The organism is Acidovorax sp. JHL-3 (genome assembly GCF_000526295.1).
Lineage (GTDB): Bacteria > Pseudomonadota > Gammaproteobacteria > Burkholderiales > Burkholderiaceae_C > Acidovorax > Acidovorax defluvii.
Genome location: NZ_JAFU01000001.1, coordinates 2,011,492 through 2,035,000 on the forward strand (window position 1 = coordinate 2,011,492; position 23,509 = coordinate 2,035,000).

A 23,509-nucleotide genomic window follows, 5' to 3' on the forward strand; every position below is an offset into this window, starting at 1 on the left:
GCAGGGCGAAAGCGACAGCCGCTCCAGCCGCTCAGGCGGCCATGACGCGGTTCTTGCCCGAGCGTTTGGCCAGGTACATGCTTTTGTCGGCCCGACGAATGGCATCGGCGCTGGTCTCGCCGTCACCCAGCTGGGCCACCCCGGCGCTGAAGGTGATCAGCAATTTTTCGGTGCCTTGCAGAAAGAAGCGGGTGGTCAGCTCGCGCTGCAGGCGCGTCATGGCGGCTACGCCGTTGGCGACGGTGGTGTCGGGCAAGATCAGCACGAACTCTTCGCCGCCATAGCGGGCCAGCAGGTCCTGGGGGCGCATGACTTCGCGGGTGACCTGGGTCAGGTGCACCAGCGCCGCATCGCCGGCGGTGTGGCCGAGGCGGTCGTTGATGGTCTTGAAATTGTCGATGTCGAGCAGCGCCAGACACAGCGGCGCACCCATGCGGCGCGCACGGGCCAGCTCACGCTCCATGGCCTCGTCCAGCCCCTTGCGGTTGAGCGAGCCGGTGAGCGGGTCGTGGCGTGCCTGGGCGCTGGCGCGGTCGAGTTCCTGCTGCAGTTGTGCCACCTGCGCCCGCTTGAGTTCGGTGCGCTCGCGCAGTTCGTGAAGCTCGTCGTGGGCCGTCCGGCTGTCCAGCGCCATGGAGCGGGTGGCTTGCATCACTTCCTGCAGCACGGGGGCAATTTCCTCCAGGGTGGTAGCTTTGCCAATGAGATCGGCGCAGCGTTCCATCGTGCCCTGGTAGGTGGTGCTGGAGTCGGTGATTTTTGCCAGGCGCTCGATAAAGGTGGACAGCATGTCCCTCATCTGCTCCTGGGCCTCGACGGTGCGGGCGTGGGCTTCGGTCTGCTTGAAGATCACGTCTTTCAGGCGCCGCTGCACATCGTCCAGCCGGCGCAGCGTGAGCGGCGGTGTGGAGGCCGCCATCAGGGCCTCGGCCTGGCCGTTAAGCCAGCGGTCATCCACGCTTAGCGCGGCGATATTTTCAAACACCATGTGCAGCAGTTCGAGCAAGCTGGCGCGAATGGCGGCCTGGTCTTCGGTGGCAAACGACAGGCGATAAGTGAAGTTGCCCAGCATCAGCTGCACCGTCGATACGGGCGGGGCGGGCTCGCGCAGCAACTTGGTCAGCTGCTGGGCCATTTCATGCACGCGTGCATCGTCTTCGCCCAGCGCGGGCAGCGTGTTGTCGATCAGGCGGGCCAGCAGTTCTGCCAGGTCTTCGGGCAGGATGGTCAACGCGGTGGTTTCGGCGGCCACGGGTTCGGCGGTGGCCGGGTTGAGCCCCAGATTGGCGTAGCCCACCATCACGCTTTGCAGCGATGTCCAGTCCCTGTTGTCCACCGCCCGCTCCAACTGGCCCAGCAGCCGCTTTTGTGCCAGGGTCTGGCCCGGGAGCACCCGCAGAATGTGTTTTAGCGGCCCGTCCGGGAACGCCGGTGGGGTGCGGATGCCGGCAATTTCGTCATACAGCGCCAGATAGTTGTCTGGCGTTGGGGCCAGCCGTCGGATGGCCAGTTGCTTGAGCGTTTCGCGGGCAATTTCAGAGGGTTGTCGGTCCGCCATGTGCGAGCATCCGTGTCAGGGGTCTGGGGTGCGCGAGTTTGACACAGGGCGGCGGCTTCACGGCAAAGCCGTCCGCCTCGGTGGTTCGATTTCAGTTAACCATGACCAGCTTGCCCATCACGCCGCGCGAGCCCATGTGGGCATAGGCCGCGGGCAGCTCGGCCATGGGCATGGTGCGGTCGATCACGGGCTTGATCTTGCCCTGGCCATACCACTGGGCCAGCTCGCCCATCATGGCGGCATTGGCCTTGGGCTCGCGCTTGGCAAAGTCGCCCCAGAACACGCCCACGATGGAGGCACCCTTGAGGAGCGCCAGGTTGAATGGCAGTGCCGGGATGGGCCCCGAGGCAAAACCCACCACCAGGTAGCGGCCGCGCCAGGCGATAGAGCGGAAGGCCGGCTCGGCAAAGTCACCGCCCACGGGGTCGTAAATCACGTCCGGCCCCTTGCCATCGGTCAAGGCCTTGATCGCATCGCGCAGGTTTTCCTTGCTGTAGTTGATGGTGGCGTCGGCGCCAATCGAGGTGCACAGCGCGCATTTTTCATCGCTGGAGGCCGCTGCGATCACGCGTGCGCCCATGGCCTTGGCGATCTGTATGGCTGCGGTGCCCACGCCGCCTGCGGCGCCGAGCACCAGCACGGTTTCGCCGGCCTTGAGCTGGGCGCGATCCACCAGCGCGTGGTGGGATGTGGCGTAGATCATGATGAATGCGGCCGCATCCACATGCGAAAAGCCGTCTGGCAACGGCATGCACAGGGCCGCCGGGGCAATGGTGTGGGTGCCAAAGCCACCGGTGCCCGACAGGCAGGCCACGCTCTGGCCGACCTTCAGGTGGGTGACCCCATCGCCCACGGCCGCCACCACGCCTGCGTACTCCGATCCTGGCACAAATGGCAGGGGTGGCTTCATCTGGTACTTGTTCTGCACGATCAGCAGATCCGGAAAGTTCAGGCTGGCGGCCTTGATCTCGATGAGCACCTCGCCCGCTTTGGGGGTGGGGGTGGGCAGTTCGGTCCAGGTGAGCGCGTCAACGCCGGTGGGGTTCGTGCAAAGCCAAGCGTGCATGGGTATGTCTCCGGTCTGTCTCTTGATGATGGGGCGCATGATAGGTGGGGGGGCCGCGCAGGGGTTGTCCCCCGAGCGACGGCCGCGTTGGCAGCCGCTCGCTGACCCCGGGCGTTCGCGCGCGGGGTGCCGCACCTACAATCCGTTGCAACCTCTACTGCAACCATGAAGATTCTCATTTCCAACGACGACGGCTACCAGGCGCCAGGCATCGTGGCGCTGCACGATGCGCTCAAAACCCTTGACGGGGTGGAGGTGGAGGTCGTTGCCCCCGAGCACAACAACAGTGCCAAGTCCAACGCGCTTACCCTGCATTCACCGCTGTATGTACACAAGGCAGCCAACGGCTTTCGCTATGTGAATGGCACGCCGGCCGATTGCGTTCATATCGCCCTCACGGGACTGCTGGGATACCGACCCGATCTGGTGGTATCCGGCATCAACAACGGCGCCAACATGGGCGACGACACCATCTATTCGGGCACCGTGGGCGCTGCCATGGAGGGGTTTCTTTTTGGCATTCCGGCCATGGCGGTATCCCAGGTGGACAAAGGCTGGGGCGAAATCGAGGCTGCGGCGCACAAAACCCGCGAAATCGTTGCGCAGATGATGGCGCAGAACCTGGTGGCCGAGGCGCCGTGGTTGCTCAATATCAACATTCCGAACATGCCGCTGCAGGCATTGCGCCCCCTGAAACTGTGCCGCTTGGGACGCCGCCATGCGGCCGAGCGGGTGATCGTGCAGGAGAGCCCGCGCGGGGACGTGATGTATTGGATCGGCGGGGCTGGCGCAGCCAAGGATGAAGCTGAAGGCACCGATTTTCACGCGACAGCCCAGGGGCATGTGTCGGTGACCCCGTTGAAGGTGGATCTGACCGACCACGACAATCTGGGTTATTGGGCGCAGACGGCGTCCCGCTTGGTGACCGCTGGTTCAGTGGCCCCGCAGCGGTGATGCAGCGCAGACCCGGTTTTCCGGCCCGCCTGGATGGCGCTGGGGGTGCCGCCTCCAAGCCTGCGCCAGCCCCGTTGCGCCCGACAGTGCGCCCCAATGTGCCGGCAGCGCCCCACGGTGTTGGGCTGGATTCGGCTGCGGTGCGCGCGCGCATGGTGCAAAAGCTCGCGGCGGGCGGCATTGCATCACCATTGGTGCTTCAGGCCCTCTCGTCGGTGGAGCGGCACCGCTTTGTTGATAGTGCGTTGGTGAATCAGGCTTACGAAGACACCAGTTTGCCCATCGGCCTGGCGCAGACCATTTCCAAGCCCAGCGTGGTGGCGCGCATGTGCGAACTGCTGTTGGGCGCCGAGTGCGCGCGCGCCGGCGGGTTGGGCCGGGTGCTCGAAATCGGCACCGGCTGCGGCTACCAGGCCGCGGTGCTTGGTCGTCTAGCGCGCGAGGTGTATTCGATCGAGCGCTTGCGCGGCCTGCACGAGAAGGCGCGCGACAATCTGCGCCATCTGCGGCTGGCCAATGTGCACCTGTTGTTTGGCGATGGCATGCAAGGTTATGCCAAGGGCGCACCCTATGCGGCCATCATCGCAGCGGCTGGCGGCGAAGCCGTACCGCAGGCCTGGTGTGATCAATTGGCCTTGGGCGGGCGCCTCGTGGCGCCCATGGCGCTTGCTGGCGGGCAGCAAGTGTTGCTTGTCATCGACAAAACCGCGCACGGATTGAAACAAAGCGTTCTCGAACCGGTTCATTTTGTCCCTCTAAAATCGGGGATTGCCTGAAGGGAATGCTTATGTTGGTATCACGTAGTCTTGTCGTTGGGGTTTCCGTCACGTTGACGGCGCTGGTGCTTGCTGGCTGCGGAACCCGTATGACGAAGGCTCCCGTGGAGGACCGTGGAACGTCTTCTGCCTCGTCGTCGCCTTCGTCAGTGCCTGGCGTGGTGGTGACACCCATCAAGCCCTTGCCGGGGGCTGAGAATGCAGGAAAACCGGGTTACTACACTGTCAAGGCCGGAGATACGCTGATTCGCATTGGCCTTGAAAATGGCCAAGGCTGGAAGGACATTGCGCGCTGGAACAACCTGGACAATGCCAACCTGATCGAGGTGGGGCAGGTGCTGCGAGTGGCGCCCCCCTCGGCCACGGCGGCCACCGAAACGGGCGTGGTGGCGCGTCCTGTTGCCTCTTCGGCTGTTGTTCCTGCTTCGGCTGCCAGCACGCCCAAGCCTGCCGCCAGTGCTGCGGTGGCTGTGCCTGCGCCAATCCCAGCCCCTACCTCCGCTGCGGCAGCAGCCTCATCGGAAGACGACGTTCCTTTCATCTGGCCTGCTTCTGGCACTCTGCTGGCAGGCTTTGATGAGGCCCGTAACAAGGGCTACGATATTTCCGGTAAAGCCGGAGACCCGGTTCTTGCGGCGGCTGACGGGCGGGTGGTGTATGCGGGCGCCGGTCTGCGGGGCTATGGCAATCTCGTTATTTTGAAGCACAACAACACCTTTTTGACCGCCTATGCGCACAACCAGGCATTGCTGGTCAAGGAAGACCAGACGGTGCGGCGCGGCCAAAAAATTGCGGAAATGGGCAGTACGGATGCTGACCGCGTCAAGCTGCACTTCGAAATTCGGCGCCAGGGCAAACCCGTGGACCCTGTCCGCTACTTGCCAGCGCGTTGAGTTTGACTTCTGTCGCACTGTCTGCCGTGCCTGATGCAGCCCCAACGGGCCGTCTCGACGAAATAACAGCCGGTAGGGCCGTGTCTGCCGCGGGTTCGGCCGAAACCCCGGATGAACTCGGCTTATCGGATGAGTTTACTGGCCTTGCCGAGGCTGAATCCGAGTTGCGGCAAGTGGTGGTGGGTGTGGCCCAGCATGGCGCGCGCCTGGACCGCGCGCTGGTCGAGCTGGTGCCCGAGTTTTCCCGCAGCTATCTGCAGCAGCTTCTGTCGCAGGGTCTTGTTTCACTGAACGGTCGTCCGGCCACCAAGGCGGCTGTGCGGGTGAAGGCCGGCGACCCGGTCTCGGTCGAGATGCGCCCGACGCTGCAGAGCCAGGCATTTCGCCCGGAGTCGCTGCCCATCGATGTGGTTTACGAAGACGAGCACCTGCTGGTAATTAACAAGCCGGCGGGCCTGGTCGTTCATCCCGCCCCGGGAAACTGGGGTGGAACGCTGCTGAACGGGCTTCTTGCGCGCGATGAAAAGGCGCAATGGGTGCCCCGCGCGGGCATCGTGCACCGCCTTGACAAGGACACCAGTGGCCTGATGGTTGTTGCCAAGGATCGGGCCACTATGGATGCGCTCGTGTGCATGATCGCCGAGCGGGCAGTGCATCGGCAATACCTGGCCTTGGCGCACCGGCCCTGGACGGGGCCCCACAGCCGGACGGTGCAAGCCCCCATCGGGCGCGATCCACGCAACCGTTTGCGCATGGCTGTAGTCGACCTGGACAGTCATCCCGGAAAAACTGCGCGCACGGATGTGCGATGGCTTGCAGGCAATGACCTCGGTTGCTGGGTGGAGTGCACCTTGCACACTGGGCGCACCCATCAGATTCGGGTGCACATGGCATCCATCGGGCACCCGCTGGTTGCCGACAGTCTTTATGGAGGGGCTTATGCTGCGGGAATGGAGCGCCAGGCGCTTCATGCCTATCGGCTGTGTTTTGCGCATCCGGTCTCAGGGCGGGCGCTCGAGTTTCGCGCACCATTGCCGGACGATCTGGCGCAGGCGTTGTCGCAGTGGGGCCTGGGCTACAATCCGCCCTGACGGTCTGCCAGGCCGTGTTCGCCCGAAGGCGGTCTCCCGCCAAGTGGTGCGTCGCTCCAGAGTTTCTTCCTGGTGCGCTCTTGATTGACTCCTGCAGTTGGTGTGGTGCCTGCTATCGGCACATGGCCAAATTTTCCCGGAATCGCTGAACCATGAATACGGTGGATGCCAAACGGGTCCTCGAAACCGCCCTGATCTGCGCTGCGCAGCCCATGGCTGTGCGAGAGCTGCGTGTACTTTTTGATGATGCGCTGGGGTCGGACACACTGAAAGTCCTCTTGCAGGAGCTTCAGCAGGACTGGGCCCTGCGAGGGGTCGAGCTGGTGCAGGTGGCTTCTGGTTGGCGATTCCAAAGCCGCCCCGAAATGCGGGAGTACCTGGACAAGCTTCACCCGGAGAAGCCCCCGCGCTATTCCCGTGCCACGCTGGAGACATTGGCCATCATTGCCTACCGCCAGCCGGTGACGCGCGGAGATATCGAAGATATCCGGGGTGTCACGGTCAATAGTCTGATCGTGAAGCAACTGGAGGATCGAGGTTGGGTGGAGGTCATTGGGCATCGGGAAACCGTAGGCCGCCCTGCGCTGTTTGCCACCACACGCCAGTTTCTGGACGACTTGGGGCTGCAGTCGCTGGACCAGTTGCCGGTGCTGGATGACCCCACCGGTAGCTCCAATGTCCTGGAGGCAATGGCCTCGTTGGGAAACCTGCAGGGCACCTTGGAGATGGATGGAGACGATGTTCCAAACCGCCTTCCTTTGGGCGATGAAGGGTTGTCCGGGATGGATTTGCAAGAGGCGCAGCAGCAGACGCAGGCCAAGCCAAGTGCGGAGACGGATCTCCGTGATGAACAAGTTGGCGCCCCAGGGGGCGTCACGGGAAATAATTTATGAACGATTCCACTTCAGATCCTCAGGACATGTCTCAAGAGACGGAGAGTTCTGACGTCGCAGTGCCTGCCAAAAAAGCTGTAGCACGCAAAAACACCCGCAAAAAAGCGGAGCCAATGGCTGGCGTCGCTGGGGATGTGGTGATTGAGGCTCCAGCCGGGTTCTCCGGCGAGGGCGATGCACTGCACCTGTCGGCGAATCTTGCCGCGGAACATGAGCCCGCACTGGCGTCAGCAGCTCCATTGAGCAATGCCGATGTTCCATCTGACGGCGGAATTACCACGTCGCAGTCGACCGCTGGCAAGCGCGAGGCCGGTGCCAGGCGCCAGGCGACGCCGCGCCCAGCTGGCCTCACCGGGTCTGGAAAGCGATCTACGGCTGCCGCGGTCGATGGTTACCAGTTTGAAGATGTCATTTCGGGTCGTTTCGATGCCGATGAGGTCGGTGGCGAGGCCGTAGCAACCAAGCGCGTGCTGTTGCCTCAGGTGGAAACGCCCAAACTTCACAAGGTGCTTGCGCAGGCCGGGCTGGGCTCTCGTCTGGAGATGGAGCAGTTGATTCTTGAAGGCAGGATCTCGGTGAACAACGAGCCTGCGCACATTGGTCAACGCGTGCAGTTTGGCGATCAGGTGAAGGTGAATGGCAAGCCGATCCGCTATCGAATTGATCCTCCACCTGCGCGTGTTATTGCTTACCACAAGCCTGTTGGCGAGGTGGTTTCCCACGATGACCCGCAAAACCGGCCGACGGTGTTTCGCAAGCTTCCTCGTTTGCAACAAGGCAAATGGCAGTCCGTCGGTCGCCTGGATCTGAACACTGAGGGTCTGCTTCTGTTCACCAGCTCGGGTGAGTTGGCCAACAAGCTGATGCACCCCCGGTTTGGACTGGAGCGGGAATATGCCGTGCGCGTCCTGGGAGCCCTGAGCAACGAAGAAAAACAGCACCTGCTGGACGGCGTTCGGCTGGACGACGGCATGGCTGCGTTTGGTTCGATCGAGGATGGAGGTGGTGAAGGCTCCAATTGCTGGTATCGCGTCACCATATCGGAAGGGCGCAATCGCGAGGTTCGTCGCATGCTGGAGGCGGTGGGCCACGCTGTCAGTCGCCTGATCCGGATCCGCTACGGCGCAATGGTCTTGCCCCGGGGGCTGAAAAGAGGGGCCTGGCTGGAGCTCGATGAGAGCGATATTCGGGCCCTGGTTCAGGCCGCCTCGGCTGGACGCCCGGAAGCCCCCGAGGCCCGCAGCAACGAAGTGCCCACTGGTGGAGACCGGGGGAATCGGAGCCGTGGAGGCGGCGGTAAACGCATGGGTGATGGCCGAAAGCGTCCGCCAGGAGCCAACGGCAGTGCAGGTGGACCGCGTGGACAGGCACCTCGCAGGTCTGATGATCCGAGTGCACGAGGTGGAAACCCGGATCGCCAGCGAGGCAGTGCACAACCCGATCCCATGAAAACGTCGGTCGGATACATTGGCGTGGACAGTTTGTCACGCCACCGTCAGGATCAGCGCCGCACGGGCGGCGGTGGGCGTACTGGCGGCGGCGGGCAGCGTCGCGGCGGAAATCGCTAATTCTTTGGGGATTCCTTGCCCGGTTAGAATCGAAAGCTTTGCCCGACGGGCGAAAAAATTACAGCAACATCACATCAGGAAATCAAAATGGCCATCGAACGTACTCTTTCCATCATCAAGCCCGACGCAGTTGCCAAGAATGTCATCGGCCAGATCTATGCCCGCTTTGAAGCCGCTGGCCTCAAGGTCGTTGCTGCCCGCATGGCGCACCTCTCGCGCCTGGAGGCTGAGCAGTTCTATGCGGTGCACAAGGCACGTCCTTTCTTCAGGGATCTGGTTGATTTCATGATTTCCGGCCCCGTCATGATTCAGGCGCTGGAAGGCGAGAACGCGATTTTGAAGAACCGCGAACTGATGGGTGCAACGGATCCCAAGAAGGCTGAGGCCGGTACCATTCGTGCTGACTTTGCAGACAGCATTGATGCCAACGCCGTGCACGGTTCCGATGCGCCTGAAACTGCTCAGGTGGAGATCGCGTTCTTCTTCCCAGGCATGAACGTCTACTCGCGCTGACATGATCGTCCCCACGCTCGTTCCAATGCTGTTGGATAAAGCAAGCGCTGGGGGCAGCTGCGACCGATTTTGGACGCGGCAACCATGAAAACCAATCTTCTTGAATTTGACCTCGACGGGTTAGCCGACTTTTGTGGGCAGCTCGGAGAAAAGCGGTTTCGTGCCACGCAGCTTTTCCGCTGGATTCACCAGCGGGGGGCTGATGATTTTGATGCCATGAGCGACTTGGCTGCTGCCTTGCGCGCCAAGCTCAAGGGCTGTGCGCATGTGCAGGCCCTGCCTGTCATCAGTGAGCATGTCTCGGCCGATGGCACCGTCAAATGGCTATTTGACGTGGGCGGTGGCAATGCTGTCGAATCCGTTTTTATTCCTGAGGATGACCGGGGAACCCTTTGCATATCGTCGCAGGCCGGCTGTGCGGTTGGGTGCCGGTTTTGCTCGACCGGGCACCAAGGCTTCAGTCGCAATCTCACCACGGGTGAAATTGTTGCGCAGCTGTGGTTCGCCGAGCACGCCTTGCGCAGACGCCTGGGATCATCTTCCCGCATTATTTCGAATGTGGTGATGATGGGCATGGGCGAGCCGCTGCAAAACTATGCTGCCCTTGTGCCCGCGCTGAAGGTTATGCTGGACGACCATGCTTACGGACTGTCGCGCCGGCGGGTCACAGTGTCTACGTCGGGCGTTGTCCCCATGATGGATCGCTTGTCGCAGGACTGTCCGGTGGCCCTTGCAGTTTCGTTGCATGCGCCCAATGATGCGCTGCGGGATTTTCTGGTTCCGCTGAACCGAAAATACCCGATCCAGGAGTTGCTGGAAGCTTGCCACCGCTACCTTGAACATGCGCCAAGGGATTTCATCACATTTGAATACTGCATGCTCGATGGCGTGAACGATCAGATTGAGCATGCCCATCAATTGATTGAGTTGGTCAAACCAGTTCGTGGCCACGCGATCCGCTGCAAATTCAACCTGATTCCGTTCAACCCATTTCCTGCCTCAGGACTCTTGCGTTCTTCTCAGGCACAGGTCGCCGCTTTTGCAAAAGTACTAAGTGGCGCGGGAATTGTCACGACAGTGCGCAAGACGCGCGGGGATGATATTGATGCCGCATGCGGCCAACTGGCCGGCGATGTCAAAGACCGTACGCATGCGGCTGCGCGCATGGCAAAGCAACGCACAATCGTGCTCAAACAGGTGACTTAAGTCGCTACTTATTAAGGAGGCGCTACATGGTGGGATCGATTGGACGCTGGCAGCAATATTGCCGCTGGACGCTCATGGCTTGTGGTGCCTTGACCTGTTTTTTTGCGCTTGGAGGATGTGCGACCAATGGCGGGACATCGGCGCCTGAATCCTCTGCGGATCTGGTGACGCCGTCCGACGAACCTGAAGCGCGCCGCCGTGCCCGAATCCGCTTGGAGCTGGCATCCAATTATTTCGAGATGGGGCAAACTGCCGTCGCTTTGGATGAGGTCAAGCAATCGCTTGCATCTGATCCGACCTATGCCGATGCCTACAACTTGCGCGGTCTCATCTATTTGCGCCTCAACGATTTTCCGCAGGCAGAAGAGAGTTTTCGCCGGGCACTGGCTTTGCGCCCTGGCGACGCCAATCTCTCGCACAACTTTGGCTGGCTTCTGTGTCAGCAGAAAAAATACGCAGAAGCTGATCAGAACTTTTCCCGTGCACTGAACAATCCTGCCTACGCTGCGCGCAGCAAAACATTGATGGCGAAGGGACTTTGTCAAGTTGGCGCTGAGCGCTATGCAGAGGCCGAGCAGTCGCTGATCAAGGCCTACGAACTGGATGCTGCCAACCCTGTGGTTGGCTATCACTTGTCGGCACTCCTTTTGCGTCGCAATGATCTGAGTCGTGCGCAGTTTTACATCCGACGTCTCAATAACAGCGAATACGCCAACGCAGAATCGCTGTGGCTGGGGATCAAGGTAGAGCGTGCTTTGGGCGACACCGTGGCTATGAGGCAACTCGCTGATCAGCTGCGCAAGCGGTTCCTTGATTCGCGTGAGTGGGGTGCTTTTGAACGCGGGGCATTCAATGAGTGAGTTGTTGGTTGCGTCGTCTGCAGCTGACACGCCTGGCCAAGGTATGTCAGTGACGGCGGGTGCATTGCTGCGAGATGCCCGTGAGGCGGCAGGGCTGCACATTGCCGCATTGGCCGTTGCCCTGAAGGTGCCTGTTGCCAAGCTTGAAGCACTGGAGGCGGATAATTTTTCTGCATTGCCGGACATGGTGTTCGTCCGTGCACTGGCGTCCAGTGTCTGTCGCACCCTCAAGATAGATCCTCAAGCTGTTCTGGCGCTTCTGCCCCAGGGGGAGGGACCTAGACTCTCTGCCGGAGATGTGGGTTTGAACGCGCCCGTCAAGGGATTCGCCGGTAGATCGTCTGCGGCTCCGTTCAAGGGGGCCGGCTCCAGATCCTTCGTATGGGCTGTTGGCTTGTTGTTGATCGGCGCGGCTTTGATGATGTTCCTGCCCCGGGGCCTGGATGCGGATTTATCGGCTTTGCTCAAGCAACCGGAAACAACTACAAAAATTCCGATGCCTACAGGGAACGTCGCGCAGGAAATTTCGGTTGCAGTGGGTGCAGAACAGCGCGTCCCTTCCGCTGCCCCTGCCCCTGCCCCTGCCCCTGCAGCTGCAGCTGGTGTGGGTGTCGAATTGCCTGCTGGGGAATCGATCAAGCCTGCTGGAATCGCTTCACATCCCATCGTCTTGCCGTCGGTGGAAGCATCTGCCCCCAGCAGCGCGCCTGCCGCCGATGCACCCTCCGGTGTTCTCGCTTTCAAAGCACGTAGCGAGTCGTGGATACAGGTTCGTGATGTGGCAGGTGCACTGGTCTTGCAGCGCAATTTGGCGCCCAACGAGCTGGTTTCTGTGTCCGGCGTGTTGCCGCTGGCTGTTGTGATCGGGCGGGCAGATGCCACGGAAGTTTTTGTTCGCGGCAAGCCCTACGATATCGGGCCCGTTTCCCGTGAAAATGTCGCTCGCTTCGAGGTGAAATAGTGGAAAAAATGGTCAGCGATACTGCAGCGATCAACGTGGCGGCACCGTCTCCTCGCCGTTCCAGGCAGGCGCAGGTGGTGTGGGGCTCTCGCATAGTCACGGTGGGTGGTGATGCGCCTGTGCGCATCCAGTCCATGACCAACACGGACACCGTAGATGCCATCGGCACGGCAATCCAGGTGAAAGAACTCGCTCAGGCAGGGTCTGAGTTTGTTCGTATTACCGTCAACACACCGGAAGCGGCAGCAGCGGTTCCGTATATCCGGGAGCAACTCGACCGTATGGGGGAAAGCGTTCCTTTGGTCGGGGATTTTCATTACAACGGGCATCGGCTCCTGACGGATTTTCCGGATTGTGCACAGGCACTGTCGAAGTACCGTATCAATCCGGGCAATGTTGGCAAAGGTGACAAGCGTGATCGCCAGTTTGGCCAGATGATCGAAGCTGCGATGCGGTGGAACAAGGCGGTTCGCATCGGTGTGAACTGGGGTAGTCTTGATCAAGAGCTTCTTGCCAGCCTGATGGATGCCAATAGCCGCCGACCCCTCCCCTGGGATGCGCGCCAGGTGATGTATGAAGCGCTGATCACCTCGGCAGTGGAATCGGCTCGTCGTGCTGAAGACATGGGTCTGGACGGCAACCAGATCATCCTGTCGTGCAAGGTCAGCGGCGTTCAGGATTTGATCTCGGTTTACCGTGAGCTGGCACGCCGTTGCGACTATGCGCTCCATCTGGGGCTGACAGAAGCAGGTATGGGCACCAAGGGAACTGTCGCCTCTGCCACCGCCTTATCGATCCTGCTGCAAGAGGGTATCGGCGATACGATCCGGGTTTCGCTCACGCCCCAGCCGGGGGAGGCCCGGACGCAGGAAGTTGTGGTGGCATCTGAGATTCTGCAGTCGTTGGGATTGCGGATGTTCGTGCCCAGCGTGACAGCCTGTCCCGGCTGTGGTCGCACCACCAGCACAACGTTTCAGGATCTGGCCAAACAGATTGATGATTTCCTTCGTGCGCAGATGCCCGTGTGGCGTGTGCGTTATCCCGGTGTGGAAAGTCTCAAGGTTGCGGTCATGGGGTGCATCGTGAACGGCCCTGGTGAAAGCAAGCATGCGGATGTCGGAATCAGCCTTCCAGGAACTGGCGAAGTGCCCGCGGCTCCGGTGTTTATCGATGGTGAAAAAGCCCTCACGCTACGTGGTGACAACATTGCCAATGAATTTCACCAAATTGTCGAAAACTACATTGAAAAACGGTTTGGTGCCGGATCCTCGGCTGCATAGCCGTAAGCCGGTCACCGCAGGGTTGAACGGCCAGTTGTTGGCAAGCCCTGTTTCTCGTTTTCCTATTTCCAAAAGAAAAATATTGCTGTGAGCATAGAAAAAGGAACCCTTGTGTCGAAGCTTGAAAAGCTGACCGCTGTCAAAGGCATGAACGACATCCTGCCACCCGAATCCGCACGGTGGGAATGGCTGGAGAGCAAGGTTAGAGCACTCATGGAGCGGTATGCGTATCGCAACATTCGTACTCCCATTGTGGAGCCGACTTCGCTCTTTGTGCGCGGCCTGGGTGAGGTCACTGACATTGTCGAGAAGGAGATGTACTCTTTTGAGGACCGCTTGAACGGCGAGCAATTGACTTTGCGGCCGGAGGCAACGGCGGGAGTGGTGCGTGCGGTCGCTGAACACTCCATGTTGTATGACGGTGGAAAACGTTTGTATTACATGGGTTCGATGTTTCGCCATGAACGCCCGCAGCGGGGACGATACCGTCAATTTCATCAGATCGGTGCGGAAGCGCTTGGGTTTCCTGGTGCTGAACTGGATGCTGAATTGATTTTGCTTGCCAATGCGTTGTGGAAAGAGCTTGGCCTGCAAAACGTGCGCCTTGAACTCAATAGTCTGGGACAGCCAGACGAACGCAAGGCGCACCGAGCCGCTTTGATCGGCTACCTGGAGCACCATACAGATGCTCTGGACGAGGAGGCTCGCCGTCGCTTGCACAGCAATCCCCTGCGAATTCTGGACACGAAGAATCCTGCCATGCAGTCGATTGTCGAGGCGGCACCTCGATTGATTGATTTTCTCGGCGAAGCGTCCCTCAGCCATTTCAATGCAGTGAAGGCCATTCTGGATGCCAACGGAGTGTCTTGGCGGGTCAATCCTCGCTTGGTGCGTGGGATGGATTACTACAATCTCACCGTGTTTGAGTTTGTTACCGACCAGTTGGGCTCACAGGGCACCATTTGCGGTGGGGGACGCTATGACTATCTTGTCGAGCAGATTGGTGGCAAGGCCGCTCCTGCGGTTGGCTGGGCGCTTGGAGTAGAGCGCGTTCTGGAGCTCCTGAAAGAGCAAGGTGGAGCCATTCCCCCGGTATGTCCGGATGTATATGCTGTTATCCCGGATATGACGACCTTGCCTATTGCCATTACAACCCTTGAGCGTTTGCGTGGGCACGGTGTCCGCGTGCAGATGCATGGTGCCCCTGTGTCGGGTGAGGGCATGGGTAGCATGAAATCCCAGTTTAAGAAAGCAGATGCCAGCGGTGCACGGTATGCGCTTGTTTTTGGATCAGATGAGTTGGCGCGTGGCGTGGTGCTGTGCAAGTCATTGCGAGATGGCAGTGGCATGCAGACCGAACACCGCCTCGATAGCGTTTCCGAGTGGGCCAGCGCCCTGCAATTTTCCCGTTAATTCCAAATAAATTCATGGCTAATCACCTCGATCTCGAAGAACAAGAGCAGCTTGATCAACTCAAGCATTTTTGGAATACCTGGGGGACATTGATCAGTGCCTTGGCAATCTTGATTTTTGGCTCTGTAGCAGCCTGGAATGGGTACCAGTATTGGCAGAATCGCCAGGCAATTCAGGCGGCAGCACTTTTTGACGCCGTGGATGTAGCCGCTCGTGCCGGTGACCAGGCTCGCATGGAGCAGGCATTCGGCGATCTGCGCGCCAGCTATGCGGGAACAACGCAGACAGCCCAAGCTGGGCTGATGCTTGCAAAATCCATGCTGGATGTCGGCAACATCAAAGGCGCCAGTGAAGCATTGACTTGGGTTGCAGAAAAGGCCAGTGATGACGGCTACAAGGCGCTTGCCAGATTGCGTCTTTCCAGTGTACTGATGGATCAGAAGGAACTGGACGAAGCGCTCAAGCAGGTCTCGGGCTCATTTCCAGCCGAGTTCGAGGCGGTTGTCGCGGATCGCAAGGGGGATATCTTGATTCTGCAGGGGAAACAGGATCAAGCCGTTACTGAGTACAACCGCGCATTCAAGGCGTTTGATGACCGCGTGGAATATCGCCGTTTGGTGGAAGTCAAGCTCAACGCACTGGGTGTCCGTCCACAAGGTGCTGATGTGACTGCTGGTGCAACACCTGAGAACAAAAAATGAGATTCGCTCTAACCTCGTGTTCCTCGCTTTGGATCTCGTACGCCAGGCATGTCGCGTCCGTGCTTTTGGTCGGGGCAGTTTTGAGTGGTTGCTCTCTCTGGGGCGGGAGCTCCAAGCCTGTGCCTGCAGATCTTGGGCCCAATGTGCCCGTGCTGGGGGTCAACCATGTATGGACCGCGCGGATCGGAAGCATCGCGGGCCTTCCTTTGGATATGCATGTCAGCGGCCATGTGGTGACACTCGCATCGGCGGACGGCGTTGTGGTTGCTTTGGATGCTCGCTCAGGGGCAGATCTTTGGCGCACGGCGCTGGGGGAGCCTCTTTCGGCCGGTGTGGGAAGCGACGGAAAATGGACTGCCGTAGTTTCCCGCAGCAATGCTTTGGTGGTGATGGAGTCTGGTCGTGAGCTTTGGCGTCAGCCTCTGCAGACGCAGACATTCACAGCCCCCTTGGTTGCAGGAAACCGCATTTTCGTCCTTTCTGCTGACCGGTCGGTTTCTGCCTACGATGCAATGACGGGGCGACGTTTGTGGATTCAATCCCGCCCGGGTGAGCCTTTGGTGTTGCGCCAATCCGGGGTGCTTCTGGCTGTGGGCGACACGCTGGTGGTCGGGTTGTCAGGACGACTCGTTGGGTTCAATCCTGACAATGGCAGTGTACGGTGGGAGGCCCCTCTCGCCAGTGCCCGTGGCACCAACGACGTGGAGCGTTTGGTTGAACTGGTAGGCCGCGTTTCTCGTGTCGGCGACAGTGTCTGCGCACGCTCATTTCAAGCGACGGTGGGCTGTGTGAACACTTCACGGGGAACCGTGGCCTGGACACAACTTGCTGCTGGAAGCGATGGCATCCATGGTGACGGCGAACTTGTCTTTGGGTCTGAGAGCAATGGCTCAATGATTGCCTGGAGAAGAGCAGATGGTACGCGTGCGTGGACATCGGATAGGCTCAAATTTCGAAAGTTAACGGCTCCGCTGCTCCTGGGGCGGTCGGTTGTTGTAGGGGACGATGCCGGGCTCGTGCATCTGCTGTCTCGCAACGACGGCAGTCCCTTGAATCGCTTGACCACGGATGCCTCCGGCATCGCCGCCGCGCCGGTTGTCGCTGCGGATACCTTGGTGGCCGTAACCCGCAATGGCGGGATATACGGCTTCCGTCCTGATTAATGGATTGCATTCAATGAAGCCAGTTATCGCCCTCGTGGGGCGTCCGAACGTCGGAAAATCCACGTTGTTCAACCGTCTTACAAAGTCGCGGGATGCCATCGTGGCCGACTTTGCTGGATTGACGCGCGACAGGCACTACGGCAACGGCAAGCAAGGCAAGCACGAGTACATCGTTATCGACACAGGGGGATTCGAGCCAGACGCATCGAGCGGCATCTACCGCGAGATGGCCAAGCAAACGCAGCAGGCAGTGGCGGAGGCCGATGTGGTGATCTTTGTAGTGGATGCCCGCGCGGGTGTTTCGGCACAGGATCACGATATTGCGAACTATCTGCGTCGCCTTGGCAAACCGTGCATTCTGGTGGCAAACAAAGCCGAGGGCATGCTGCAGGGCATTCAGCTGGCAGAGTTCTATGAACTAGGCCTTGGAGACGTCTACCCTGTGTCAGCCGCCCACGGACAGGGTATCCGGGGGCTGGTCGATCTTGCTCTTGAGCCGCTTCATTTGCCGGATCCGGACGACACCGAAGAAAGCGTCGATAAAGGCGTGATCAAGTTGGCGGTTGCCGGTCGTCCCAATGTGGGCAAGTCCACCCTGATCAACACGTGGCTGGGTGAAGAGCGGCTGGTGGCATTTGATATGCCGGGCACCACGCGCGACGCCATCACGGTGCCTTTTGAGCGCAACGGGCAACGATTTGAGTTGGTAGACACTGCCGGTCTGCGCCGCAAGGGGAAGGTGTTTGAAGCAATCGAAAAGTTCTCGGTGGTTAAAACCCTGCAGGCGATCGAGTCAGCGAATGTAGTGTTGCTGTTGCTGGACGCCACCCAGGGTGTGACAGACCAGGACGCACACATTGCGGGCTACATTCTTGAGAGCGGGCGCGCTGTGGTTCTGGCCGTCAACAAGTGGGACGCCGTCGATGACTATCAGCGCCAACTACTTGAGCGCTCCATTGAGACACGGCTGGCATTCTTGAAATTTGCAGCAATGCATTTCATTTCGGCGAAAAAGAGGCAGGGTCTTGGCCCCCTGTGGGTTTCCATTGCCCAAGCGCACAAGGCGGCTACCTGCAAGATGTCGACACCGGTGCTTACACGAGTGCTTTTGGAGGCGGTGCAATTTCAGGCGCCCAAGCGCGCGGGCATGTTCCGCCCCAAGATGCGTTACGCCCACCAAGGCGGCATGAATCCACCGGTTATTGTGATCCACGGTAATTCCCTGGAGCATGTGACAGATGCTTTCAAGCGGTTTCTGGAGGGGCGGTTCCGCAAAGAATTCGATCTTGTGGGGACGCCGCTGCGCATTGAAATGAAGACTTCTCACAATCCCTTTGCCGACAAAGACGCCAGTTAGAGCAAGAGCGTGAACTGCGGAGGGGTTTGACGCAGGTCTATGCTTGGCTGCGGTGCGCGCTGTGGTAAGGTGCTGGTTTACAACAACACTTGAACACGGAGCATATCGTGAGCAATAAAGGCCAACTTCTGCAAGATCCTTTCCTGAACGCCTTGCGCAAGGAGCATGTGCCGGTCTCCATTTATCTGGTGAACGGTATCAAGCTGCAGGGACAAATCGAATCATTTGACCAATATGTGGTGTTGCTGCGCAACACAGTGACCCAGATGGTTTATAAGCACGCCATATCCACAATTGTGCCGGGACGTGCAGTCAATTTCTTGACACCAGACGCCGCCCCGGATGCCGACAACAGCGGCGTCTGATTGTGGATGGCGTCGCACAGCCGACCATCAAAGGTCGGCCCCGCAGATGGGCCGGTTCGTTTGAGTTCCACTGATTCCACTCGCACTCCCAGCGCTCCAGTACTTTTGGTGGGCGTCGATTTCGGGCTTCCCCATTTCGATTCAAACCTCGAAGAGCTGGGGTTGCTGGCGCAAACTGCTGGTCTTGAGCCCGTTGCGCGCATCACGTGCAAGCGCAAGGCGCCGGATGCTGCGCTTTTTGTCGGCTCGGGCAAGGCGGATGAGATCCGTATGCTTGCCCAAATGCACGGTGCCGTAGAAGTGCTTTTTGACCAATCGCTGAGTCCCGCACAGCAGCGCAATCTCGAGCGTCATCTTGAATTGCCGGTGAATGATCGAACGTTGCTGATTCTGGAGATTTTTGCGCAGCGAGCACGCAGCCACGAAGGCAAACTGCAGGTCGAATTGGCTCGTCTGCAGTACCTGAGTACTCGCCTCGTTCGTCGATGGTCGCACCTGGAGCGTCAGCGGGGCGGAATCGGTGCGCGTGGGGGGCCGGGCGAAACTCAGATTGAGCTTGATCGCCGCATGATCAGCGACGCTGTCAAACGGACCAAGGAATGCCTTGTCAAGGTGAAGCGCCAGCGCTCGACCCAACGGCGCCAGCGTGAGCGGCGTGAAACCTTCAATATTTCCCTGGTGGGCTATACCAACGCCGGTAAATCGACCTTGTTCAATGCCTTGGTAAAGGCCAGGGCGTATGCTGCTGATCAGCTGTTTGCAACACTGGATACAACAACGCGGCAACTGTATTTGGGGGAGGCCGATAGATCCGTGTCGCTATCCGACACCGTCGGCTTTATCCGAGATTTGCCGCACGGCCTGGTAGATGCCTTCCAGGCCACGCTGCAGGAGGCGGTGGATGCGGATTTGCTGCTGCATGTCGTCGATGCATCCAACCCCAACTTTCCTGAGCAGATCGATCAAGTTCAACGGGTGTTGCGCGAGATCGGTGCGGCCGATATTGCCCAACTGCTGGTGTTCAACAAACTTGATGCGGTGCCGCCTGAGCAGCGCCCCGCCTTGTTGCAGGATATGTACGACCTGGACGGTCGACCAGTAGACCGTCTGTTTGTCAGTGCGAAGACTGGTGAGGGTCTAGGTGCGCTGCGGCAGAAATTGGCCCAGACCCTACTTGCGGCCCAGACTGACATGACCCCAGGCGATCTCGCTGAATTCCCGACCGAAGCGTCTTGATTGGGCACAATGCCGGTTGAAACAATGTCATCAGAGAACCAGAGATTTTGCGCATGAATTTCCAAAACCGTAACCCACGCTGGGCCATGCTGCCGGAACGCATCCGTGGGATGTTCAATTTGAACGATCCACGATGGGGGCGCGGCGAGGACAAGGCAGAGGATGGCAGTCGCCCTGAGCCTGAGCGCCCACCAGCACCGGCTGCTGGGGGGCGTGGGCGTGATTCCGGCCCCACCGGGCAACCGCCTGATCTGGATGAATTGTGGCGCGACCTCAACCGTAAGCTGGGCGGGCTGTTCGGCAACAAGAACGGTGGCTCGCGCGGTCCTGGTGGGGGCAATGGAGGTGGGTTTCAACCAGACATGAAGAGTGCTGGCGTGGGCATCGGGCTCATTGCCGGTATTGTTTTTGTGATCTGGATGGGGACCGGTATTTTTATCGTCCAGGAAGGTCAGCAGGCAGTCATTACGCAATTTGGCAAATACCAGAGTACGAAAGGGGCTGGTTTCAACTGGCGTCTTCCTTATCCGATCGAGCGTCACGAACTGGTTTTTGTGACCCAGATACGATCTGCTGACGTGGGGCGGGACAATGTCATCAAAAGCACCGGGCTGCGCGAGTCGGCCATGTTGACCGAAGATGAAAACATTGTCGAAATCAAGTTTGCTGTCCAGTACCGCTTGAGCGATGCCCGGGCTTGGCTTTTTGAAAGCAAGAATCCAGCAGATGCCGTGGTGCAGGCTGCAGAGACTGCGGTGCGCGAGGTGGTTGGCAAGATGCGTATGGACACAGCTTTGGCTGAAGAGCGCGATCAGATTGCACCAAGGGTGCGCACCTTGATGCAGACAATCCTGGATCGCTACAAAGTGGGCGTGGAGGTGGTTGGCATTAATTTGCAGCAAGGAGGCGTGCGCCCACCTGAGCAGGTTCAGGCATCTTTTGACGATGTATTGAAGGCTGGGCAGGAGAGGGAGCGGGCAAAGAACGAAGCGGAGGCCTATGCCAACGATGTGATTCCACGTGCTGTTGGCTCTGCTTCGCGCCTGAAGGAAGAGGCGGCCGCTTACAAGGCCCGCATCGTGGCCCAAGCCCAAGGTGATGCACAACGTTTCACTTCCGTTCTGGCGGAATACCAGAAGGCCCCTCAGGTTACGCGTGACCGGATGTACCTGGAGTCCATGCAGCAGATTTATGGCAACGTCACCAAGGTGTTGGTGGAGTCCCGGCAGGGTTCGAACCTACTCTATCTGCCGCTGGACAAGATCATGCAGGGAGTTGCGCAGTCGTCCGGCGCTGTTGAAGTACCCGCCAGTGGCGGGGCGGTTGCGGTGCCGTCATCGGCTGCGGCCGGTAGTTTGTCGAACGATTCCCGTGCGCGTGACAGCAGTCGCACGCGTGACCGTGAAACCCGATAGGAGCATTTTGTGAACCGAGTTGGATTTATTGCTTCTACCGTTCTGGTAGTTCTCGCATTGATGAGCTCCATGCTCTTCGTGGTGGATCAGCGCCAGTTTGGTGTGCTGTACGCCCTCGGGCAGATCAAGGAGGTCATCACGGAACCGGGGCTGAACTTCAAGCTGCCGCCGCCATTTCAGAATGTGTCCTATATCGACAAGCGGTTGTTGACGCTCGACAGCACGGATACCGAGCCCATGCTGACGGCGGAAAAACAACGTGTGGTGATCGATTGGTATGTGCGCTGGCGCATTTCCGAACCCACTGAATACATTCGCAATGTCGGTCTGGATGAGACTGCCGGTGCAATGCAGCTCAATCGGGTGGTGCGTAATGCGTTTCAGGAAGAAATCAACAAGCGAACCGTCAAAGAACTCTTGTCACTCAAGCGAGAGGACTTGATGGCAGACGTGAAGCGCGAGGTTCTGGAAACCGTCCGCGGTGCCAAGCCTTGGGGTGTAGACGTTGTCGATGTTCGCATTACCCGGGTGGACTATGTTGAGGCGATCACGGAATCCGTCTATCGCCGTATGGAGGCAGAGCGCAAGCGCGTGGCCAATGAGTTGCGTTCCACGGGCGGAGCTGAAGGGGAGAAGATCCGTGCCGATGCGGATCGTCAGCGCGAGATCACCATTGCCAATGCCTACCGCGATGCGCAAAAAGTGAAGGGTGAAGGGGATGCCGAGGCCGCGCGCATTTATGCTGAATCTTTTGGCCGCGACCCTCAATTTGCTCAGTTCTATCGCAGTCTTGAGGCTTACAAGGCAAGCTTCAGCAAGAAGAGCGACGTTATGGTGCTGGACCCTTCTTCGTCTGAGTTTTTCAAGGTCTTTCGGGGTGGCTCGAGTTCCTCCGCTGTGCAGCCGGCCCGCAAATGATGCCATTGGCTGCATTACATGGAGTTGACCGATAGTCTCTGGACGGCGTTCGCTTTGGTGTTGGTGATCGAGGGGCTCTTGCCGTTCCTGTCACCTGCCAGCTGGCGCCGTGTGTTTACGCAAATGGTGCAGTTGCGTGATGGCCAAATTCGGTTCTTTGCATTGCTTTGCATTCTGTCTGGCATCGTGATGCTGCTTTTCTGATTCTGCCGAGCGCGACTCCCAAGCCTGCGGGGGCTTTCGGGTTACTTCGTCCCTGCCGGTAGAATCGCGTTTTTAACAGCCTTCCAATTTCCATGTCTGCTTGGGTCCTGCCGGATCACATTGCCGATGTCTTGCCGTCTGAAGCACGGCACATCGAAGAATTGCGTCGCGGGCTGCTTGATACAGCCCGCTGCTATGGCTATGAGCTTGTCATGCCGCCCTTGCTGGAGCACCTGGAGTCTTTGCTGACGGGAACCGGCGAGGCGCTTGATCTGCAGACCTTCAAGTTGGTCGACCAGCTCTCTGGTCGGTCACTAGGTTTGCGCGCCGACACCACACCCCAAGTCGCCCGCATTGATGCCCATTTGTTGAATCGCAAGGGTGTAACTCGACTGTGTTACTGCGGCCCGGTGGTGCACACGCGCCCTGACCGTCCTCATGCGACGCGTGAGCCTCTGCAGTTTGGCGCAGAAATTTATGGCCATGCCGGGTTGGAAGCTGACCTTGAGGCTGTGCAGCTATCCCTGGATTGCCTGCGGGTTGCGAATGTGCAGGACACCAGCGTGGACCTTGCTGACGTGCGTATTGTTCGTAGTTTGCTTGCCGGTGTGCCGGTGGATGCCCCTTTGCTTCAGTCCATCCACACTGCTTTGGCAAACAAGGACGCCAGTGAGTTGGCCTTCCTGTCACGCGATTTCCCCGTGGCATCGCGCGAGGGCTTGCTGGCGTTGTTGCAGATGTATGGCGACGAAGAGGTTCTTGTTGAAGCAGAAAAAGCACTGCAGCGCACGCCTGGCGTGCGCGAAGTGCTATTGAATTTGAAGTGGCTGGCCTCCCGTGTTCAAGGCGTCCGTGTCAGTTTTGATCTGGCCGATTTGAGGGGCTACGCCTATTACAGCGGAATGCGCTTTGCCATCTATGCCCCTGGCGCCAGCGATGCGTTGGTGCGAGGTGGGCGCTACGACGAAGTCGGTGCCGTGTTTGGTCGCAATCGGCCTGCCGCTGGCTTCAGCCTTGACATCAAGCAGGTGGTGAGCGTGGTGTCACCGCGCGTACTCAAGGCTGCCATCCGGGCACCGTGGGGCGATTCGGAAGACGTCCATGCGGCCATTGCGGCG

At 59.4% G+C, this 23,509-nt stretch carries 23 protein-coding genes (1 of these 23 cut by a window edge); 21 read left to right on the forward strand and 2 right to left on the reverse strand.

Annotated elements, in window-relative coordinates:
• Positions 1-31: 31 nt before the first annotated feature.
• The gene (locus K226_RS0109470) at positions 32-1,558 is read right to left on the reverse strand and encodes a GGDEF domain-containing protein (RefSeq protein WP_024814578.1); all 1,527 of its coding nucleotides are present in this window, start codon (positions 1,556-1,558) and stop codon (positions 32-34) included.
• A 91-nt stretch (positions 1,559-1,649) separates the two neighbouring features.
• Positions 1,650-2,624 (reverse strand): NADPH:quinone oxidoreductase family protein, encoded by a 975-nt coding sequence (locus K226_RS0109475; protein ID WP_024814579.1) that lies wholly within the window; start codon positions 2,622-2,624, stop codon positions 1,650-1,652.
• Between the two features lie 165 nt (positions 2,625-2,789).
• Here K226_RS0109475 and surE point away from each other — a divergent pair, with 165 nt between their 5' ends.
• The 21 genes from surE to K226_RS0109580 all read left to right on the forward strand — a co-directional run.
• Positions 2,790-3,578 carry a 5'/3'-nucleotidase SurE gene (gene surE, locus K226_RS0109480; protein ID WP_024814580.1) on the forward strand — a complete coding sequence of 263 codons (789 nt, stop codon included), beginning with the start codon at positions 2,790-2,792 and terminating at the stop codon, positions 3,576-3,578.
• Positions 3,578-4,354, forward strand: a complete 777-nt coding sequence (locus K226_RS0109485) for a protein-L-isoaspartate(D-aspartate) O-methyltransferase (protein WP_024814581.1) — start codon at positions 3,578-3,580, stop codon at positions 4,352-4,354. Before surE ends, K226_RS0109485 begins: the two co-directional genes overlap by 1 nt.
• 11 nt (positions 4,355-4,365) lie before the next feature.
• The gene (locus tag K226_RS0109490; protein ID WP_024814582.1) at positions 4,366-5,247 is read left to right on the forward strand and encodes a peptidoglycan DD-metalloendopeptidase family protein; all 882 of its coding nucleotides are present in this window, start codon (positions 4,366-4,368) and stop codon (positions 5,245-5,247) included.
• A gap of 62 nt (positions 5,248-5,309) precedes the next feature.
• Positions 5,310-6,338, forward strand: coding sequence for an RluA family pseudouridine synthase (locus tag K226_RS0109495; RefSeq protein WP_035241619.1), 1,029 nt, complete (start codon positions 5,310-5,312; stop codon positions 6,336-6,338).
• Between the two features lie 152 nt (positions 6,339-6,490).
• Positions 6,491-7,231, forward strand: coding sequence for an SMC-Scp complex subunit ScpB (gene scpB / locus K226_RS0109500; protein WP_024814584.1), 741 nt, complete (start codon positions 6,491-6,493; stop codon positions 7,229-7,231).
• Positions 7,228-8,799: a pseudouridine synthase gene (locus K226_RS19475; RefSeq protein ID WP_081739349.1), complete on the forward strand. Its 1,572-nt coding sequence runs from the start codon at positions 7,228-7,230 to the stop codon at positions 8,797-8,799. Before scpB ends, K226_RS19475 begins: the two co-directional genes overlap by 4 nt.
• Before the next feature lie 87 nt (positions 8,800-8,886).
• A complete protein-coding gene (gene ndk / locus K226_RS0109515; RefSeq protein ID WP_024814587.1) occupies positions 8,887-9,312 on the forward strand; it encodes a nucleoside-diphosphate kinase in 426 nt (141 codons plus the stop codon).
• Between the two features lie 84 nt (positions 9,313-9,396).
• Entirely contained in the window at positions 9,397-10,518 is a 1,122-nt protein-coding gene (gene rlmN / locus K226_RS0109520) for a 23S rRNA (adenine(2503)-C(2))-methyltransferase RlmN (RefSeq protein ID WP_024814588.1), read from the forward strand.
• Between the two features lie 26 nt (positions 10,519-10,544).
• Entirely contained in the window at positions 10,545-11,378 is an 834-nt protein-coding gene (gene pilW, locus K226_RS0109525) for a type IV pilus biogenesis/stability protein PilW (RefSeq protein WP_024814589.1), read from the forward strand.
• Positions 11,371-12,339 (forward strand): helix-turn-helix domain-containing protein, encoded by a 969-nt coding sequence (locus tag K226_RS18850; protein ID WP_035240972.1) that lies wholly within the window; start codon positions 11,371-11,373, stop codon positions 12,337-12,339. Before pilW ends, K226_RS18850 begins: the two co-directional genes overlap by 8 nt.
• Positions 12,340-12,347: 8 nt before the next feature.
• Positions 12,348-13,619 carry a flavodoxin-dependent (E)-4-hydroxy-3-methylbut-2-enyl-diphosphate synthase gene (gene ispG / locus K226_RS0109535; RefSeq protein ID WP_024814591.1) on the forward strand — a complete coding sequence of 424 codons (1,272 nt, stop codon included), beginning with the start codon at positions 12,348-12,350 and terminating at the stop codon, positions 13,617-13,619.
• Positions 13,620-13,766: 147 nt separating this feature from the next.
• Complete coding sequence (gene hisS, locus K226_RS0109540; RefSeq protein WP_035241623.1) at positions 13,767-15,032, forward strand: histidine--tRNA ligase; 1,266 nt, start codon at positions 13,767-13,769, stop codon at positions 15,030-15,032.
• Positions 15,033-15,046: 14 nt separating this feature from the next.
• The gene (locus tag K226_RS0109545) at positions 15,047-15,733 is read left to right on the forward strand and encodes a tetratricopeptide repeat protein (protein ID WP_024814593.1); all 687 of its coding nucleotides are present in this window, start codon (positions 15,047-15,049) and stop codon (positions 15,731-15,733) included.
• A complete protein-coding gene (gene bamB / locus K226_RS19480; protein WP_081739350.1) occupies positions 15,730-16,896 on the forward strand; it encodes an outer membrane protein assembly factor BamB in 1,167 nt (388 codons plus the stop codon). Before K226_RS0109545 ends, bamB begins: the two co-directional genes overlap by 4 nt.
• Positions 16,897-16,909: 13 nt before the next feature.
• The gene (gene der, locus K226_RS0109550) at positions 16,910-18,253 is read left to right on the forward strand and encodes a ribosome biogenesis GTPase Der (RefSeq protein WP_024814594.1); all 1,344 of its coding nucleotides are present in this window, start codon (positions 16,910-16,912) and stop codon (positions 18,251-18,253) included.
• Between the two features lie 107 nt (positions 18,254-18,360).
• On the forward strand, positions 18,361-18,618 hold the full coding sequence (gene hfq, locus K226_RS0109555) for an RNA chaperone Hfq (RefSeq protein WP_024814595.1): 258 nt from the start codon (positions 18,361-18,363) through the stop codon (positions 18,616-18,618).
• Between the two features lie 108 nt (positions 18,619-18,726).
• Positions 18,727-19,854: a GTPase HflX gene (gene hflX / locus K226_RS0109560; RefSeq protein WP_035241626.1), complete on the forward strand. Its 1,128-nt coding sequence runs from the start codon at positions 18,727-18,729 to the stop codon at positions 19,852-19,854.
• 53 nt (positions 19,855-19,907) lie between these two features.
• Entirely contained in the window at positions 19,908-21,269 is a 1,362-nt protein-coding gene (gene hflK, locus K226_RS0109565; RefSeq protein ID WP_024814597.1) for an FtsH protease activity modulator HflK, read from the forward strand.
• A gap of 9 nt (positions 21,270-21,278) precedes the next feature.
• Complete coding sequence (gene hflC, locus K226_RS0109570) at positions 21,279-22,187, forward strand: protease modulator HflC (RefSeq protein WP_024814598.1); 909 nt, start codon at positions 21,279-21,281, stop codon at positions 22,185-22,187.
• 18 nt (positions 22,188-22,205) lie between these two features.
• Entirely contained in the window at positions 22,206-22,391 is a 186-nt protein-coding gene (locus K226_RS0109575) for a DUF2065 domain-containing protein (protein WP_024814599.1), read from the forward strand.
• Positions 22,392-22,483: 92 nt separating this feature from the next.
• Positions 22,484-23,509 carry the 5' portion of an ATP phosphoribosyltransferase regulatory subunit gene (locus tag K226_RS0109580; protein WP_024814600.1) on the forward strand. The gene runs 153 nt beyond the window's last position, so only the first 1,026 of its 1,179 coding nucleotides appear in the window; the start codon lies at positions 22,484-22,486; the stop codon falls past the right edge of the window.